The following is a 16,359-nucleotide window of genomic DNA, read 5'->3' on the forward strand; positions in this document are numbered from 1 at the left end:
CCGGAACCTCTCGATGCCCCCTGGTGCTCCCCAGCCCACCGATCTGATCAGCGAACTGCTGACCGGCATGCGGCTCCACGGCGTTCAGTACCGGCGCATCCAGACCGGACCGCGCTTTGGCCTTGGATTTCCCCCGAAGCCGGGCCATGCCTACTTCCATTACCTCGCAGTGGGTACGGCGATTCTTCGTGGCGCGGACGGCAGCCAACACCGTCTATCCGCCGGGGATGTCGTGCTGCTTCCCCGCGGAGACGAACACGCGTTGCTGTCGGGCGAGGACCATCCCGTCCAGTGCCTGGACACGATCGACGCAGCCCCATTGGGTGACGCGGTGAGCGGGATCGACACCTGCCCGAGCACGCACGCCGTGCCAAGCGCGGTGCTCTTCCACGGCTGCATGGTGTTCGATCTGGGTGGCATGCAAGGGTTGAGCAAGGCGATGCCGGCGGTGATGTTGGCCGATGGCAGCGCCACGCAGTTCCCTGGGCTGTTGCCGATGGTCGATGCGATGAAGCGCGAGGTGTGCTCCGGGCGTATCGGCTATGCAGGCATACTCGCCCGGCTGGCGGATGCAGTGGCGGCCATGATCGTCCGTGACTGGGTCGAGCGCGGTTGCGACGGCGCATCCGGCCTGGTGATGGCCCTGCGCGACCCGCGCCTGTCGCTGTCGTTGCTCGCGTTACATAAAGACCCTGGGCGTGACTGGACCGTCGACGCGCTGGCGGCAGAATCCAACATCTCACGCTCTGTCTTTGCAGACCGGTTCCAGACCGTCGTCGGAACCGCGCCCCTGCGGTACGTGACCGAACTGCGAATGCACCTGGCCAGCCAATGGCTGACCCACCAGCGCCTGTCCATCGAGGTAGTGGCAGAGCGCCTGGGCTACGCGTCGCAGGCCGCGTTCAGTCGTGCCTACAAGCGCGTCATGGGGCACTCGCCTGGCGCGACCCGGCGCGGCCGCGCCCTGGCCTCGCCATAGGGGGCCGTTCTTTTGGGGTCAGTTGCTCAAGCCGCCTGAGCGTCGTCAACGGGCTGCAGTCGGTTGGCGATCGCATCGAAGCGCGCCGCCTCTGTTCGAAGGCGATCGGCCGCAGTCCCTCGACTGGCCCTTGCCCGCCAGTCGCCCCCGCGCTGCAGGTCCAGTGCGTCGGCCTGCTGCCACAGCGACGCCGCGCGTGCGCGCGCCCAGCGCGCTTTTCCGATGTCTGCTTTCGTCATGGGCCCAGAGTGAATGCGGGGCGTCGCACGGGGCGATACGAAGGCAACGCCGGCTGACTACGCTGCTTTGCACCGGTCGGGAGCGGTGCGCCGATGCCCAGCAGGACCGATAGGAAGTGATGGCCCCGCCATTTGGTATCGTGGGCGCCAGCTCTGCACACAATCCGAATCCCATGCCCCGCAAGCCCTCGAACACCCCCTCTGCATCGCCGCTGGACGTCCCTGCCATCGCGCCCCGTTCGGGAACCGCAACGGACAAGGCACTTCTCAGTGCAGCGACCAAGGAAGCCTACAAGCGCGTCAACTTGCTCCTGACCGCTTACTTCGAGGATTTCAGCCCTGCGCAGCAGCGCAGGATCCGCGAAGCGATCGGAGCGAACGCCCGTGCGAAGCCGCCTGGACGGGCCAAGGTCCCCAAGGTACCCAAGGCTCCCAAGGCTCAGAAGGAAGCGCTGACGCCCCGATTCTGGCTGCCCTTCAGTGGTGAGACGTGGTCTGGGCGAGGACGCCCACCGGCCGCGTTCCTCGCCTGGGAGGGAACCGTCGCCCATACCGAGTGGAAGAAGCACCACCCGGGCGAGCGATTCCCCACCTATCCAGCCTGAGTCCGGCGGCAAGATCGCAGGCGTTCCCCAGCGCCAGCGTCTTGCCCCGCCATCCACCCCTTCGCGCAGGCGCTGGACATGACCCCACTCGACAAAGCGATCCGTAGAGAACTGCAGGTCGGCGACGACACCTACACACTGACCATCGACCCGAGCGGGCTCAAGCTCGTGCTGAAAGGGCGGAGAAAAGGATTGGAGCTGCAGTGGACCGAGTTGGTCAACGGCGACGCCGCATTGGCTGCAGCGCTCCAGGCATCACTCGCCGCCAAGTGAATCCAGGCTGGCGATCAGATGGCGCGATTCTCGATCCATAGCGGATTGATCCTGGCTGGCTACGCGTCGCTGGAGAGTGGCGATCCTCCCATGCCCGTTCCTTTCGGCCGGTTCGAGCCAACCGCTGGGTATCTGGCCATTCAAAACGGGTGCCGCACCAATCACATCGACCCGTCCGGCTTGAGACTTTCAGCAAAAACGGAATCGGGCATGGTTGTTCCATCCATGGCAATTGCCATTCTGGACGGCGCTGAAGCGTTCCCGCCTGATTGCATCGAGATAACCATCCTCGGCATTCCCAGCGCTTTTAATGAAGCGTTGTTTCCCGATCATGTGATCAAGTACACCCACCCCCTAATTGCGCGCTGATGCAGGCGCTGGGTATCCACGGGACTATCGACCTCGTGCGCAAGGCCGAGGTTCCCGGCGTGATCTCTGCTCGGTTCAACAGGACGTCGGCCGGATAGGACGACGCGGGTCGGATTGACGGGTAACCGTTCGAGCCGCACAGGCCATCGAGGCCGAGCCTCAATGTCAGTAGAAATACTGAGCGGAAGACAGTGGATACGCGCTTGTCGCCTGTGTGGCCGGGAGACCACAGTGGCGTTGGACCTTCTCGGACCTCTGCACGCACGAACGTGGTGCATGGCGTGGGCCAAGCGCTGCCGGTTGCGCCCGCGAGTCGGCTCTCTCTTCACCCTGCCCCACCCAATCGAGCTCATGTCCATGCGCCCAATGCCTTGCGGTCCATTGCTTTTGATGACCATGGTCATGCTGCTTCCAGCATGCCAGCGGCAGGAACGTCAGCCGGATGGAGCGAAACCGGCGCCGGTTCCGGCCACACAGCCCGTCCAGGCGACCGCCAGCGACCGCGAACAGGCGGAGGCGCGAGCGATCGCCAAAGAGGCCTACATCTACGCGTTTGCGATGCTCGAAAACTACAACACCCTGTACAAGCAGGTGGCCTCTCCCACTGCTCCGGAATACGTCGGTGGCTTCGGGACATTCAGGCATTACTCGCAGCTCTATACACCCGACAACCATGACGTTGTGACCCCCAACAACGACACGCCCTATTCGTGGGCCTGGCTGGACCTGCGCGCTGAACCCTGGGTGGTCACCGTTCCCAAGGTGCCCGACGGACGCTACTACGTGCAACAGTGGGTCGACCTGTTCACATACAACTTCGCCTACATCGGCTCGCGTGCCACGAGTAACGACGCCGGCAGCTACTTGATTACCGGCCCCGGCTGGACGGGCGCGGCACCGAAAGGCATCAAGCAGGTATTTCCCTCGGAAACTGCCCTGGTGATGACGCTCACGCGCATCGCACTGAACGGCCCCGACGACATCGCCAACGTCAGGAAAGTGCAGGCGGGGATGAAGCTCCAGCCGCTCAGTGCCTATCTGAAAACCCAGTCTCCACCGGCAGCACCGGCGATCCGGTTCCCCCCCTATGATGCTGACAAGGTCCATTCGCACGACTTCATCGGCTACCTCAACTTCCTGCTTCAGTTCACTCAACCGCCGCATCCAAGTGAGACCGAGCTTATGCAGCGGTTCGCGACGATTGGCATCGGCCCCGGCCTTCCGTTCGATGCCAGGACGTTGCCCCCCGCCCGGTTGGCCGCGATCGATGCAGGCGTGGCAGATGCCAAGGCGGAAATGTCCGAGAAGGCCAAGACGATGCTTTCGTCCAACGGCCTGTTCGGCTCGCGCGCGTTCCTTGAAAACAACTACCTCACGCGCGCCATCGCGGCCGAGAAGGGTCTCTATGGGAATTCGATCGATGAGGCGTGGTATGGCGGCTACGAAGGCGACGGCAACAAGGCGTCACTGATCCATTTCAGCAAGGACGCCCTGCCCCCCGCCAGGTTCTTCTGGTCGGTCACGCTCTACACCCTGCCGGATCGCTTCCTCTACGCCAATGAATTGAAGCGCTACTCCATTGGCGACCGGACCCCCGGGCTCAGGTATGACGCCGATGGAGGTCTGACCCTGTATGTCGGCCACGTTTCGCCTGGCAAGGAAAAGGAAAGCAACTGGCTGCCTGCCCCGGCCGGGCCCTACAGCGCGGTGGGACGCGTCTACGGCCCGAGCCCTGCTGCGATCGAAGGCAATTGGAATCTGCCCCCGTTGCAACCGGCTGACACAGATACGCCGTGACTCCGCACGACCTATGTCGGCGAACCAGACCCCCCAGGAGAGACCACATGCGCGACCATCGAATTCCATCCGCTCCGGGGATCGGGATGCTCCTTGCCCTCGCCGGCTGCATGACACTCAGTGCCTGCAGCGAGCGGGCATCGTCCGACAAAGAGAAGGATACGGCCACCCCCGCGGGCCAATCGGCTCCGCCCGCGCAAGCGCCGGCAGACGCCTCGGCATTGGAGGAGGCGAAGACGACCGCGAGGGACGCCTATGTCTACGGTGTCCCGATGGTGGACACCTACAAGACCGTCTATGCGTTCAACGTCGACACCGCCAACCCGCAGTACAAGGGCCCGTTCAATTCCATTCTGAACATCGCCCGGGTGTTCACCCCCGACGACACCGCCTTCGTCACGCCCAACTCGGACACGCCCTACTCCTTCGCCATGCTGGACCTGCGTGCGGAGCCGGTCGTCATCACGGTGCCGACGATGGCGAAGGACCGCTACTTCGTTTTCCAGCTGATGGATCTCTACACCTTCAATTTCGACTACATCGGCAGCCGCGCAACCGGGAATGACGGCGGCAGCTTTCTTATCGCCGGGCCGGCGTGGAAGGGCGAGGCACCCAAAGGCATTACCAAGGTGATCCGGTCTGAAACCGATCTCGTCAGCGTGGTCGGGCGCACGCAGCTGTTCAACGCCGCGGACCTGGAGAACGTGAAGAAGATACAGGCCGGCTACAAGGTGCAGCCCTTGTCAGCGTTCGCGGGAACGCCAGCGCCGCCGCCGGCCCCTGCCGTCGAATGGATCAAGCCAACGCCGCCTGCGCAGGACAGGACGTCGCTGGAGTTTTTCAATCAGCTGGCGTTCCTGCTGCAGTTCGCGCAGCCCCCGCATCCCAGCGAATCTGACCTGCGTGCGCGTTTTGCCCGGTTGGGTATCGAGGCTGGCAAACCATTCGATGCCAACCGGCTGCCGCCGCCGATGCAGGCCGCGCTCAAGGAGGGCATGGCCGAGGGGCAGAAGCAGATCGATGACAGGCGCGCGTCGCTGGGAGGAAGGACCGACGCCCTGTTCGGCAACCGGGACTTCCTGAAGAACGACTACGTCGCCCGTGCCACCGGCACCCAGGTCGGCATCGGCGCGAACTCGCGCGAAGAGGCGATGTATCCGATTCTGGACAAGGATTCCGACGGCCAACCGCTGGACGGCAGCAAAGGCGCATACACGCTGCGCTTCGCCAAGGACCAATTGCCGCCCGTGGACGCGTTCTGGTCGGTCACCATGTATGGCTTGCCGCAGCAGTTGCTGGTCAAGAATCCGATCAACCGCTATCTCATCAACTCGCCGATGTTGCCGGGCTTGAAGAAAGATGCAGATGGCGGTTTGACGATTTACATCCAGGCCCAGTCACCTGGTAAGGAAAAGCAGGCCAATTGGCTGCCGGCACCCAGCGGGCCGTTCGTGATGTTCATGCGCTACTACCGTCCCAAGCCGGCGTTGCTGGATGGCCACTGGGAAACCCCCGCTGTGACCAGGACGCAAGGCAGCGATGGGCAATGACTGCGGTCCCATCGATCCCGTCGACCGCTCGCCCAGACCCGGCATACAGGCGAGCACCGCCTGGCGGCCCACGGGGATGCGCTGGACAGAGGGCCAGCGACCGGTTGGAGACTGAGTGACATGGAGGAGTATGCGTATGCGAGTGTTTCCTCGACGCGCCGCCTTCGCTCCACTCCGCCACACTCAATTGATCGTTTTCAAAATCACTGCATTATGCGCGAGCAAGGGAAAGGCTTGGATCGGATCACATTTGATCCGATCCAACCCTTTCAAAACGGTGCAGAAGGCCTGCTCGGCAGGTTTCCTCTCAATATTCCGTGGAACGGTTGGCACATCGGCGCAGGGCACTGGGGACCCGGTCGGTTGCCGGGCCTGTTTCCGCCGCTTGACTGCTATTGGTCTATCGACGAAAAATGACGGCCTGGGAGAGTGAGCACTACCTGACGCCGGTGACCGGAAGGACGTGCACAGCCACTGGCTGAAGCGGTCAGGCGACGGTCGCGACACGTTGGCGGTGGAGGGTTCAACGGTCCAATCAATCGCCCGCTCAGGATGCCATCGGGCCACATCAACGCGAAGGAGTTCGTACTTGAAGCGTGTCAGTGGTTTAGGCGCACTACTTTGGCTTTCGTGTGTCAGCGCTGGCGCGCATGCCGAAGGAAACTGCCCCGCAGGTTTTTACCCGATTGGCGGACGCGCGACTGCAGGATGCGCTCCTATTCCGGGTAATGGCGGAGGACACCAGCAAGCATCCAAACCTCCAGCGCCTGTGTGGGAGGACCGCTGGGGTGCGATTGCAGGCGACAAGCCACAAGGCATTCTCGGTTTCTCGACCGCGTTCCCGAGTGAACCTGCCGCACAGCAAGCAGCGTTGGCTGACTGCGCGTCGAAAGGCGGCAGCAGCTGCAAGATCGAAAACTCCTACAAGAACGGCTGCACAGCAATGATTGTTGGCGAACGGGTATACAACATCGCGTCCAGAGCGACCGTGGATGAAGCGATTGCATCCGGCATTCAAAAATGCGAAGAGGTCGACAGGAACTGCGTGGCCTCGTACAGTGCATGCAGTCCCCCAGTCCGCATCCGCTAGCTGAAAGCTTCAAACAAAAATAATGTTACTTGACGCATTTTACGGACGGAAATCTCCCCGCATGAGAACAAAAACCAGACTTTTCACCCTCAGCCTTGCACTCATCATGTATGGATCGGGCGCGCAAGCGTATGAAAGCACCGCTCAGGTCATCAAACGTCAAGCGCCCGCAGGCATTAGCAATGTGTTCTATGGCTGCGTTGAAAAGGCGGAGTCAGACAACATCGCACTTGCTGCATGTCAATCTGCGGAGAAGAAGCGACAAGACGCGCGATTGAACGCTGCTTACAATTCGCTGCTCAGCAAGCAGCGTGGTACGGCCAAGGACACTCTGATCCGCGCCGAACGCGCCTGGCTCGATTTCCACAGCACCAGCAATGCCTTTGAGGCGTCACTCTATGGCAGCGAAACGGTGAGCAGCTTTCAAGTCATGCAGCGAGAAATTTTCCGTCTCTGCGAACGCGCCAATGTTCTGGAAGAGTACGTATCGATCGCAAACGATCGGTAGCCGCAACGTGTCATTCAATGGAACAGCCCAGCGCCCATCAGAGTGACAACGTCGCCAGCATCCCCCGACATCGATACTCGCGATGTCAACTCGGTTGCCGGCGCCAATTATTTCGTTGTGGATCGCGGCGCCGAGGGATGCTCCTCCTCTTCTCACCTGTCCATCGCAGCTTGATCAGCCGGCAATCGAACACGGCTTGCAGATCAACAGAGACTCGCTGGACAAATGACCAGCGGCCGGTCGCAGATCGGCTCAGGTGATGGGGGTGCACATGCGAGCGTTTCCTCTGCATGCTTCCTGCCTTCCAATCGACCCGAATCACGATTTCAATTTCAAATCAATGATTTAGGATCTAGTGGCGGAGAGCGTGGGACTAAACGCTCCCATCCCTAAGCCCTTGATTTTTCTACAGAACCAAGACTGGACTGTGCCCTGGTGAGTGTCCTTGAAGTCTAGAGGCCAATCGGAACTCGGGCAACTCCAAGAGGGCAGAGCGTCACGCGCAGCAATTGGCACGGCAGTAAAGTTGCCGCCCCCACCCGCTGTCAGAGGAGCGATCAATACCCTATCCAATTTCTGCGCTGTTTTGCCGCGAACGCTCAAGATGTGCCACCTTGGCACTTCTACCTCGAAGGGGGCCAATGGTATCTGCTCTTCACCGGGCACCGACAAGCAGACGGGAATTCTGCTGTCTGCCTGACGGGGGATGCCACAGGATCGCAAGCTCCCCCGTAAAGCAGACATCTCTACAGTATTGAATTTTCGGAATCTTCTGCCGCAGGCCACCCCGTCACTCTTGAAGTCCATGGACCAGAAGGTATCGGGGATATCTGGAGACGTACAGCGGCATCCGCTCGCGTTTTGGCAGACGGCGCTTGGCATCTCTTCTCAGATTGAGCTTCATCGCTGTATAAATGCGAAAGATCCGCTTCGGATTCCAGTCAGCTCGTTTCTTGCGGAGCTGATCTCTGCGCTTCCAGAAACCTCGGCTGAGCCGCTTCTCAACCAGTTTATCCAGGACTAATATCAGTTCGGCATCATGCGCAGTCCAATCTAGTGGTGGCGCATACCAAGCCTTACGAGACAAACCCACGTAACCGCAGTACCGCCCAGGAGCCGTGCGCGCTCCTCGGTGAGGAAACGCACAGCCTTGCCTCTAACCTGGTCATACAGTTTACTTGCGATCAGATCCACCAGTGCTGCCTCGTACGGCAATGCAATGGTGAAGTCGCGACACACGGTGCTGTTGCGCCGCCGCTCCGCTTCCTCTGCTGCGGCCCAGAGATGCTGGGGATCATTGACCCAGGCAGGCGATCCAAGGGGAGCCACTCAGCAGGCTTGGATGATGCCAGCTCTGCCTCGGTAGTCATGTTTGACGCCGGATCTGGGATCAGCGAGCAAAAATCCCCGTCGATAGGCAGCTGTTGCGAGGGCGAATGACCCTTAGTTCGGCTGTAAGTTTTGATACGTGTGTCAGTCCGGGGACACGTCGCCATCGCCTGTTAGAAATGTATCGCCCGCCGCAAGCGTTCCATGCGCAACTGAGTATTTAGACATATCGGTTTCATGCCTCAGACATTGAGAATTCGCCGAATCACCGGAGAGTCGATCAGCAGATTTTCACCAAGCTTTTTCGCAAGATCCTGCAACTCGGCCGACCATCCCTCAACCTTCGGAAGCGGGACGTTGGTGAGCAAGGTCCTCCTTCCATCCGCCCCCACTCGAAACACAGCCAATTGTTTGGCATCTTCATCGACACAAACGAGATGATCGTAAATATTCATAGCTGGTTCCAAGCAATAAACGGATAAACAGGACTTCCGCTGAGGCAGATAGCGTGCTTCTGACTCGCCGGCGCCTGACAGACTGCACCAGCTCTGCAGGCGATTTTTCCGAACTGGTTCAAGACGTGAAATGCACAGCTGCCACCGCAGGCGACGTAACGGTTACGTATGAAATTCAGGGCTAAGCACATACTGCTCAGAACGCGACTTCCTCAGCCAGCCTAACATCTAACGGAGTCACGCCCCGTCAAGCAACAAAACCATTGTCACCTGGGGCATTGTCTAGCCAAGTTACCAGAGCCCCCCAAAGACAGAGCCCGCACCGCCCCGTATCGAGCTTCCGCCAACAGCGCCCCCGACAGCACAAACCACTGCTCCAGGACCCGCCGGACCGCAGCCGCAGCGCCACCCACACCGCCCAAGGCGCCACCTCCGTAGTAGCCGACAGCACCACCACAAACTGCCCCACCAGCGATATACGCATTGACACAGGTTTTTTTCTTTGCCAGACCTTTCGGGTCAGTAGACGCAGTGGGATTCAAGTCCACGTATGCAAAGGTGCTGACGCCCCCTTTCAGCCCGAGATGAACTTACGACCGATGACGACTTGCAAATCGTTGGGCACGCGCTGACGAAAGGCATAGGTGCCTGAGGTGGTGCGGATCAGGTGATGGGGGCTGCGCATTCGGGAGATGTGTCCCGATCTGGGTCCCGCTGGCAGACCCATATATTCGAATAAATTAAATTAAATTAAATTAATAACTTAGATGAGCATTGGCGGAGAGAGTGGGATTCGAACCCACGGAAGGTTTGACCCTTCGCCGGTTTTCAAGACCGGTGCCTTAAACCGCTCGGCCATCTCTCCGTATCGGTAACGCTGTCCGCGCCCCGCGTGCCCAGGTCATTGCCACCCGGGCATCCGGTCGGGGCGTCGCCCCTCCCGGCATTGCTCCCCGGCACGGGCCGGGGGTCGCATTCTCGCATTTCAGGTGTGGTTTGCCCACCCGGCCGGTGTCGGGCTCAGCCCGCATCCACCGCCAACGCCCCCAGCGCACTGGCCTTGATCTTCTCCTTGGCCCGCTCGCACGCGCCACCGCAATCGAGGCGCGAGGCCTCCAGTTGCGGCGGCAGATGTTCGGCCAGGAAATCGATGAACACACGCACCGCCGGCAGCAGGCCGCGGCGCGAGGCGAACACGGCGTGGCACACGCCCTGCGGCAGCGACCATTCCGGCAGCACCACTTCCAGCTCGCCACTGCGCACGGCGTCGGCGCAGACGGTTTCGGGCAGCATGGTGATGCCGAAGCCGTCCTTGACCATGCTCTGCAGCAGCGGGAAGTCGAAACCGGCCACGCGCGGCTGCAGGTCCACCCGGCGCACCGCGCCTTCGGGGCCATGGAGTTCCCAGCGCTGGCGGGCTTCGTCCTCGCTGATGCTCAGGGTGACGTGATTGGCCAGTTCGTCCGGGTCCTTGGGGCGGCCGGCGCGATCGAGGTATTTCGGGCTGGCCACCAGCAGTTCCTGCACCTGGCCGAAGCTGCGCATGACCAGGCTGCCGTCATCGTCCAGCCGCGAGCGCACGCGCAGGGCGACGTCGTAGCCTTCGTTGATGATGTCCACGCGGCGGTTGCTGATGTTCAGCTGCAGCCGCACCTTGGGGTACTGGGCCAGGAACTTGGGCAGCAGCTTGGGCAGTTGCATCTGCGCCAGCGACACCGGCACGCTGGCGCGCACCAGGCCGCGTGGCTCGGCGCTGAGCCGGTCCACCACTTCGCGCGCGGCCTGGGCCTCGGCGAGCATGGTCTGGGCGTGGCGGTGCACGCTGGTGCCGACGTCAGTCACCGCGAAGCGGCGCGTGGAGCGCTGCAGCAGGCGCACGCCCAGGTCGGTTTCGAGCTGGCTGATACGGCGGCTCAGGCGGGATTTGGGGATGCCCAGCGCGCGCTCGGCGGCGGCGAAACCGCCGTGGTCGACCACCATGGCGAAGTAGTAGAGATCGTTGAGGTCTTGCATACCGAAGTTCCAGATATAGAACAATACGTGGTATTCAACCACCTTTATCCCAGTCAAGCAACAACCTAACCTGTTCTTCGTCGGCGGCGCCTTGCCCGCCCCTCCCCAGATAACAGGTGACTGCCATGAAGCTTCTTCACATCGATGCCAGCGTCCTTGGCGACAACTCGGTTTCCCGCCAGCTCTCGGCCGCCGTGGTCCAGCAGTGGCGCGACCAGGTGCCGGGCCTGGAAGTGACCTACCGCGACCTGGACGCCCAGCCTGTAGCGCACCTGCGCAGCAGCTCGTTTGCCCAGACCGACGCGACTGAAGTGGCGGACGCGGCGCTGGTGCTGGAGCAGTTCCTGGCCGCCGACGTGGTGGTTATCGGCTCCCCAATGTACAACTTCAGCGTGGCCTCCACCCTCAAGGCGTGGATCGACCGCCTGGCGGTGGCCGGCAAGACCTTCAAGTACACCGAAAATGGCCCGGTGGGCCTGGCCGGCGGCAAGCGCGTGATCGTGGCCAGCAGCCGCGGCGGCCTGCACACCGGCGCCCCGACCGACTTCCAGGACCCCTACCTGCGCCAGGTGTTCGCGTTCTTCGGCATCGACGACGTGGAATTCGTGCGCGCCGAGGGCATCGCCTATTCGCCGCAGCACCGCACCGATGCCATCGCGCAGGCGCTGGCCGCGCTGCCGCAGCCGCGTGAGCTGGCTGCTGCCTAAGAGGTAACCCCACGCCACTCCCTCCCCCTCGTCGTGGTGGCGTGGTGCGCAGTGCCGGTTTTCTCTCCCTTGCCGGCGTTGCGCCTGATGGCCCCTTTTGGGGCCATCTTTTTTTTCGATGATGCAAGTGCGACGGCGATGCTGTGCGCCCGCCAGCGGCAGGCCTAGGCTGATGGGCTCACCGTGTTGGAGGGCCCGTCCATGCGCTACCTCGTGATTGCTCCGCACCGGAGCGCGTTTCCGCACCCGTTGGCGCTTGAGCGCGGGCAGGCACTGGAGGTGGGCGAGCGCTACCAGGGCACCGAAGCCTGGGACGATTGGTACCTGTGCAGGGTGCCCGGGCAGGCGCCAGGCTGGGTGCCGGCGCAGATGATCGGGCGCGATGCGCAGGGGCGCGCCTTCGCACAGGAGGCGTACTGCGCCCGCGAGCTGGACGTGGACCCGGACCAGGCGCTGCTGGGCAGGCGTGTGGTCAATGGCTGGGCGTGGTGTGTGCCGGCCGAAGGCGGGGTTGAAGGCTGGGTACCGCTGCGGGTGCTGCAGGCAGTGTATTAGCCCCCGTAGAGCCACCCCATGGGTGGCTGTGCGTGATGCCCGAACGATACGCAGCCACGCATGGCGTGGCTCTACGATTCTCGGCGCCCCGGTTGCAGGATCGCCGCGTAGAGCCACCCCATGGGTGGCTGTGCGTGGTGCCCGAACGGTACGCAGCCACGCATGGCGTGGCTCTACGAATCTCGACACCCCGGCTGCAGGATCACCCGTAGAGCCACCCCATGGGTGGCTGCACGTGGTGCCCGAACGGTGCGCAGCCACGCATGGCGTGGCTCTACGATTCTCGGCACCCCGGTTGCAGGATCGCCGCGTAGAGCCACCCCATGGGTGGCTGCACGTGGTGCCCGAACGGTACGCAGCCACGCATGGCGTGGCTCTACGAATCTCGACACCCCGGTTGCAGGATCGCCCGTAGAGCCACCCCATGGGTGGCTGCACGCGGTACCCGAACGACACGCGGTGCGCAGCCAGTGCCCCAAAAAAACCCGCCTTCCGGCGGGTTTTTCGTCAATCAGGCAATGGTGTCCAGGCCGCCCATGTAGGGCTTGAGCGCGTCCGGCACGGTGATGCTGCCGTCGGCGTTCTGGTAGTTCTCCATCACCGCGATCATCGCGCGGCCCACGGCCACGCCGGAGCCGTTGAGGGTGTGCAGCAGCTCGGGCTTGCTGGTCTCCGGGTTGCGCCAGCGGGCCTGCATGCGGCGGGCCTGGAAATCGCCACAGTTGGAGCACGAGGAGATCTCGCGGTAGGTGTCCTGCGAGGGCAGCCACACTTCCAGGTCGTAGGTCTTCACTGCCGAGAAGCCCATGTCGCCGGTGCACAGCAGCACCTTGCGGTACGGCAGGCCGAGCTTCTCCAGCACCACTTCAGCGCAGCGGGTCATGCGCTGGTGTTCGTCGTCGCTCTGCGCCGGGGTGCAGGCGGCCACCAGTTCCACCTTCTCGAACTGGTGCTGGCGGATCATGCCGCGCACGTCGCGACCGCCGCTGCCGGCTTCGGCGCGGAAGCACAGCGAGTGGGCAGTCATGCGCAGCGGCAGCTGGTCGGGGTCGATGATGTCATCGCGCACGATGTTGGTCAGCGGCACTTCCGAGGTGGGGATCAGATAGCGCGTGGACTCGCCCACCGCGGTCTTGAACAGGTCGTCCTCGAACTTGGGCAGCTGGCTGGTGCCGCGCAGCGAGTCGGCATTGACCAGCGCCGGCACGTTGGTTTCTTCGTAGCCGTGCTCGCCGGTGTGCAGGTCGAGCATGAACTGCGCCAGCGCGCGGTGCAGGCGGGCGATCGGGCCGCGCAGCACGGTGAAGCGCGAGCCGGACAGCTTGGCGGCGGTCTCACCGTCCAGCCAGCGGTTGCGGGCGCCCAGCTCGACGTGGTCGAGCACGGGGAAGTCGAACGTGCGCGGGGTGCCCCAGCGCTTCTGCTCCACGTTCTCGGTCTCGTCCTTGCCGGCCGGCACGTCGTCGGCCGGCAGGTTCGGGATGCCCAGGGCGATGGCTTCGATCTTGTCGCGCAGTTCGTCCAGGGCCACTTCCGAGGCCTTCAGCTCGTCGGCGAAGGCGGCCACTTCGGCCATGATCGCCGAGACGTCTTCGCCCTTGGCCTTGGCCTGCCCAATGGCCTTGGAACGGCTGTTGCGCAGGCTCTGCAACTCCTGGGTCCGCACCTGGATGCGCTTGCGATCGGCCTCCAGCGACTCCAGCCCGGACACATCCAGCTCGAAACCGCGCGAGGTGCGCAGGCGTTCGGCAAGGTCGGCGGGGTGTTGGCGAAGCAGGGCTGGATCAAGCATGGCGGTGGCAGGTGGGTTCGGGTACGGAGGGGGATTATCGCCTGTTACGCGGATTTCTGCCGCCCACGGGCGGCCATGTACCCCTCAGTCATTGCCGGCGTGGCAGAATCGGGCTGTTCACAACGGTATGGCTCATGTCCGCTTCCCGCTCTACGTCTGGCAAGAACATCACCTTCCACCTGCCCCGCCGCAGCCTGATGATCGCCGGTATCGCCTTCGGCGTCGGCATCGCGCTGTTCCTGGTGGTGTGGCTGAGCAGCCGCAACGACGAGTTCTACAAGGCCGGCCCGGCGGCCACGCCCCAGCAGGTGGCCGAGATCGAGCCGCTGCCCGAGCCGTTGCCGGCCGCCGCCGGCTCCAGCGACATGCCCGATGCCAAGACCCCCCCGGCGGGCGAGGACACGCCGCAGCTGGTGGAAACCGCGCCGCCGGCACCGCCGGCCGCCGCGCCGGCACCGGTAGCCGAGGCTGCCCCGGCAGCCGCCGCGGCCGGTGACCGCCCGCAACCGATCGCCGAGCAGTCGCCGCCGCCCTCCTACCCGCCTGCCGCATTGCGCCGGGGCGACTCCGGCAGCGTGGTGGTGCGCGTGGACGTGGATGCCACCGGCTATCCGTCCAACGTGACGATCATCCAGCGCAGCGGTTCACGCGATCTTGACCGCGCGGCCGCCGAGGCGGTGCGCCGCTGGCGCTTCCATCCGGCACAGAGCAATGGCCAGCCGGTGCCGGGCAGCATTGAAGTGCCGTTCGACTTCAAGCCGCAGTAACGCGCACTTCGCCCGGCCCTCACGCGGGCCGGTTGGGCAAGGGCTCATCAAGCTGAACCTCGTCGGGAATGCAGTCGTCACGTTGACGTTGCGCTGACACACTGGCAACCGTGCACGGGCAAGACTGCGGCTGTCACAACGACACCAGGAGTCAGCCATGAGTGTTACCCATGCCCAGGACATGCACGCGTCGCCGCACAACCAGCGCGACGTGACCGATGAACCCGCCCGCCGTGGCACTTCGCCGTGGTTGTGGATGGCGCTGATCGTGGCGATGTTTGCCGCCGCGCTGGTCTGGTTGCGCTACGCCAACCCCGATGACACCAGCACGGCGCCCGTCGGCGAGCGCATGCTGCCGGCGACCGAGACCCCGGTTGCCACGACCACTCCGGCCCCGGCCGCACGCCAGGCCGCACCGGCCAATACCGCCCAGCGCAAGGCCACCCCGGCGGTGCGCAACCGCGAGGCGCGCCCGTTGGCCAGCAACACCAAGCCGACCTACCCCGCCTCGGCGCTGCGCAATGGCGTGCAGGGCAGCGTGGTGGCCAGCTTGAACGTGGACCCGCGTGGCCACGTGACCGACGCCAGCATCGTGCAGCGTACCGGTTCGCGTGATCGCGATCTGGACCGTTCGGTGCTCAACACCGTGCGTGAGTGGCAGTTCGAGCCGGCCATGAACAATGGTCGTGCCGTGGCCAGCGTGGTGCGCGTGCCGGTGGATTTCCGCACCGAGCGTTAAGCGGGTGCGTTGAGGCGTAACGAAAAGGGAGGCCATTGGCCTCCCTTTTTCGTGGTGGATCGCATTGGTCTGCTCAGGATGCGCATTCAGCGCGCACCGGTAGTGCATCACGCACCGGCAATGCATAACGCATCGGTAGTGCCGAGCCATGCTCGGCAGCCAGGTGTGCAGGAAACAAAGCGCAAGGGCAAAGGAGCAGAAGCGGAAAAGCAGCCGAGCATGGCTCGGCTCTACCGGTTGGGTCTGGGAGGCAACTTGAGGGTGGATCCGCGTGCCGACGTGACTGACGCCAGCATCGTGCCGCGTAGCGGCAACGCGTCACGCATCGGTAGTGCCGAGCCATGCTCGGCAGCCAGGTGTGCAGGAAACAAAGCGCAAGGGCAAAGGAGCAGAAGCGGAAGAGCAGCCGAGCATGGCTCGGCTCTACCGGTTGGGTCGAGTGGCCAGGTTGAGGGTGGATCCGCGTGGCGACATGACTGACGCCATCGTGCTGCGCACCGGCAATGCATCACGCATCGGTAGTGCCGAGCCATGCTCGGCAAGCAGGTGTGCAGGAAACAAAGCGCAGGGGCAAAGGAGCAGAAGCGGAAGC

18 protein-coding genes, 1 tRNA gene and 2 pseudogenes are annotated in these 16,359 nt (G+C 63.3%); 13 read left to right on the forward strand and 8 right to left on the reverse strand.

What is annotated here, in order from left to right:
• Positions 1–13 precede the first annotated feature (13 nt).
• Positions 14–979, forward strand: coding sequence for an AraC family transcriptional regulator (locus M2421_RS02875; RefSeq protein WP_259203108.1), 966 nt, complete (start codon positions 14–16; stop codon positions 977–979).
• A gap of 26 nt (positions 980–1,005) precedes the next feature.
• Here the strand turns inward: M2421_RS02875 and M2421_RS02880 are convergent, their stop codons facing one another.
• Positions 1,006–1,218 carry a hypothetical protein gene (locus M2421_RS02880; protein WP_259203109.1) on the reverse strand — a complete coding sequence of 71 codons (213 nt, stop codon included), beginning with the start codon at positions 1,216–1,218 and terminating at the stop codon, positions 1,006–1,008.
• Positions 1,219–1,391: 173 nt separating this feature from the next.
• Here M2421_RS02880 and M2421_RS02885 point away from each other — a divergent pair, with 173 nt between their 5' ends.
• The 8 genes from M2421_RS02885 (at position 1,392) to M2421_RS02920 (ending at position 7,410) form a co-directional block, all read left to right on the forward strand.
• Positions 1,392–1,823: an H-NS histone family protein gene (locus tag M2421_RS02885; protein ID WP_259203110.1), complete on the forward strand. Its 432-nt coding sequence runs from the start codon at positions 1,392–1,394 to the stop codon at positions 1,821–1,823.
• Between the two features lie 78 nt (positions 1,824–1,901).
• Positions 1,902–2,096 (forward strand): hypothetical protein, encoded by a 195-nt coding sequence (locus tag M2421_RS02890; protein WP_259203111.1) that lies wholly within the window; start codon positions 1,902–1,904, stop codon positions 2,094–2,096.
• 18 nt (positions 2,097–2,114) lie between these two features.
• Positions 2,115–2,465 (forward strand): hypothetical protein, encoded by a 351-nt coding sequence (locus M2421_RS02895; RefSeq protein WP_259203112.1) that lies wholly within the window; start codon positions 2,115–2,117, stop codon positions 2,463–2,465.
• Between the two features lie 396 nt (positions 2,466–2,861).
• Entirely contained in the window at positions 2,862–4,262 is a 1,401-nt protein-coding gene (locus tag M2421_RS02900) for a DUF1254 domain-containing protein (RefSeq protein WP_259203113.1), read from the forward strand.
• A gap of 47 nt (positions 4,263–4,309) precedes the next feature.
• Positions 4,310–5,812: a DUF1254 domain-containing protein gene (locus M2421_RS02905; protein WP_259203114.1), complete on the forward strand. Its 1,503-nt coding sequence runs from the start codon at positions 4,310–4,312 to the stop codon at positions 5,810–5,812.
• A gap of 120 nt (positions 5,813–5,932) precedes the next feature.
• Positions 5,933–6,229, forward strand: coding sequence for a hypothetical protein (locus M2421_RS02910; protein WP_259203115.1), 297 nt, complete (start codon positions 5,933–5,935; stop codon positions 6,227–6,229).
• Positions 6,230–6,401: 172 nt separating this feature from the next.
• Positions 6,402–6,902 (forward strand): DUF4189 domain-containing protein, encoded by a 501-nt coding sequence (locus tag M2421_RS02915; RefSeq protein ID WP_259203116.1) that lies wholly within the window; start codon positions 6,402–6,404, stop codon positions 6,900–6,902.
• Positions 6,903–6,963: 61 nt separating this feature from the next.
• Positions 6,964–7,410, forward strand: coding sequence for a lysozyme inhibitor LprI family protein (locus M2421_RS02920; RefSeq protein WP_259203117.1), 447 nt, complete (start codon positions 6,964–6,966; stop codon positions 7,408–7,410).
• A 744-nt stretch (positions 7,411–8,154) separates the two neighbouring features.
• On the opposite strand, the pseudogene M2421_RS02925 reads toward M2421_RS02920, so the two are convergent.
• From M2421_RS02925 to M2421_RS02940, 6 genes and pseudogenes are all read right to left on the reverse strand, one after another.
• A pseudogene (locus M2421_RS02925) lies at positions 8,155–8,613 on the reverse strand (IS3 family transposase); the annotation flags it as partial.
• 57 nt (positions 8,614–8,670) lie between these two features.
• A pseudogene (locus M2421_RS20985) lies at positions 8,671–8,739 on the reverse strand (hypothetical protein); the annotation flags it as partial.
• Between the two features lie 242 nt (positions 8,740–8,981).
• Positions 8,982–9,194 (reverse strand): hypothetical protein, encoded by a 213-nt coding sequence (locus M2421_RS02930; RefSeq protein ID WP_259203118.1) that lies wholly within the window; start codon positions 9,192–9,194, stop codon positions 8,982–8,984.
• A gap of 574 nt (positions 9,195–9,768) precedes the next feature.
• Positions 9,769–9,879 carry a DUF6538 domain-containing protein gene (locus M2421_RS20990; RefSeq protein ID WP_310439221.1) on the reverse strand — a complete coding sequence of 37 codons (111 nt, stop codon included), beginning with the start codon at positions 9,877–9,879 and terminating at the stop codon, positions 9,769–9,771.
• A gap of 90 nt (positions 9,880–9,969) precedes the next feature.
• Positions 9,970–10,059 (reverse strand) — tRNA-Ser (locus M2421_RS02935).
• 155 nt (positions 10,060–10,214) lie between these two features.
• On the reverse strand, positions 10,215–11,207 hold the full coding sequence (locus M2421_RS02940) for a LysR substrate-binding domain-containing protein (protein WP_256774489.1): 993 nt from the start codon (positions 11,205–11,207) through the stop codon (positions 10,215–10,217).
• A gap of 125 nt (positions 11,208–11,332) precedes the next feature.
• On the opposite strand from M2421_RS02940, the gene M2421_RS02945 reads away from it, so the two are divergent.
• Positions 11,333–11,914, forward strand: coding sequence for an NAD(P)H-dependent oxidoreductase (locus M2421_RS02945; RefSeq protein ID WP_259203121.1), 582 nt, complete (start codon positions 11,333–11,335; stop codon positions 11,912–11,914).
• A gap of 201 nt (positions 11,915–12,115) precedes the next feature.
• Complete coding sequence (locus M2421_RS02950) at positions 12,116–12,469, forward strand: SH3 domain-containing protein (RefSeq protein ID WP_259203123.1); 354 nt, start codon at positions 12,116–12,118, stop codon at positions 12,467–12,469.
• Positions 12,470–12,980: 511 nt separating this feature from the next.
• Here the strand turns inward: M2421_RS02950 and serS are convergent.
• Positions 12,981–14,261 carry a serine--tRNA ligase gene (gene serS / locus M2421_RS02955; protein WP_259203124.1) on the reverse strand — a complete coding sequence of 427 codons (1,281 nt, stop codon included), beginning with the start codon at positions 14,259–14,261 and terminating at the stop codon, positions 12,981–12,983.
• 134 nt (positions 14,262–14,395) lie between these two features.
• Between serS and M2421_RS02960 the strand changes: the two genes are divergently transcribed.
• Complete coding sequence (locus M2421_RS02960) at positions 14,396–15,028, forward strand: energy transducer TonB (protein ID WP_259203125.1); 633 nt, start codon at positions 14,396–14,398, stop codon at positions 15,026–15,028.
• A 157-nt stretch (positions 15,029–15,185) separates the two neighbouring features.
• Entirely contained in the window at positions 15,186–15,767 is a 582-nt protein-coding gene (locus M2421_RS02965; protein ID WP_259203126.1) for an energy transducer TonB, read from the forward strand.
• Positions 15,768–16,359 lie beyond the last annotated feature (592 nt).

It is taken from the genome of Stenotrophomonas sp. BIGb0135, assembly GCF_024810105.1.
Classification (GTDB): domain Bacteria; phylum Pseudomonadota; class Gammaproteobacteria; order Xanthomonadales; family Xanthomonadaceae; genus Stenotrophomonas; species Stenotrophomonas maltophilia_AB.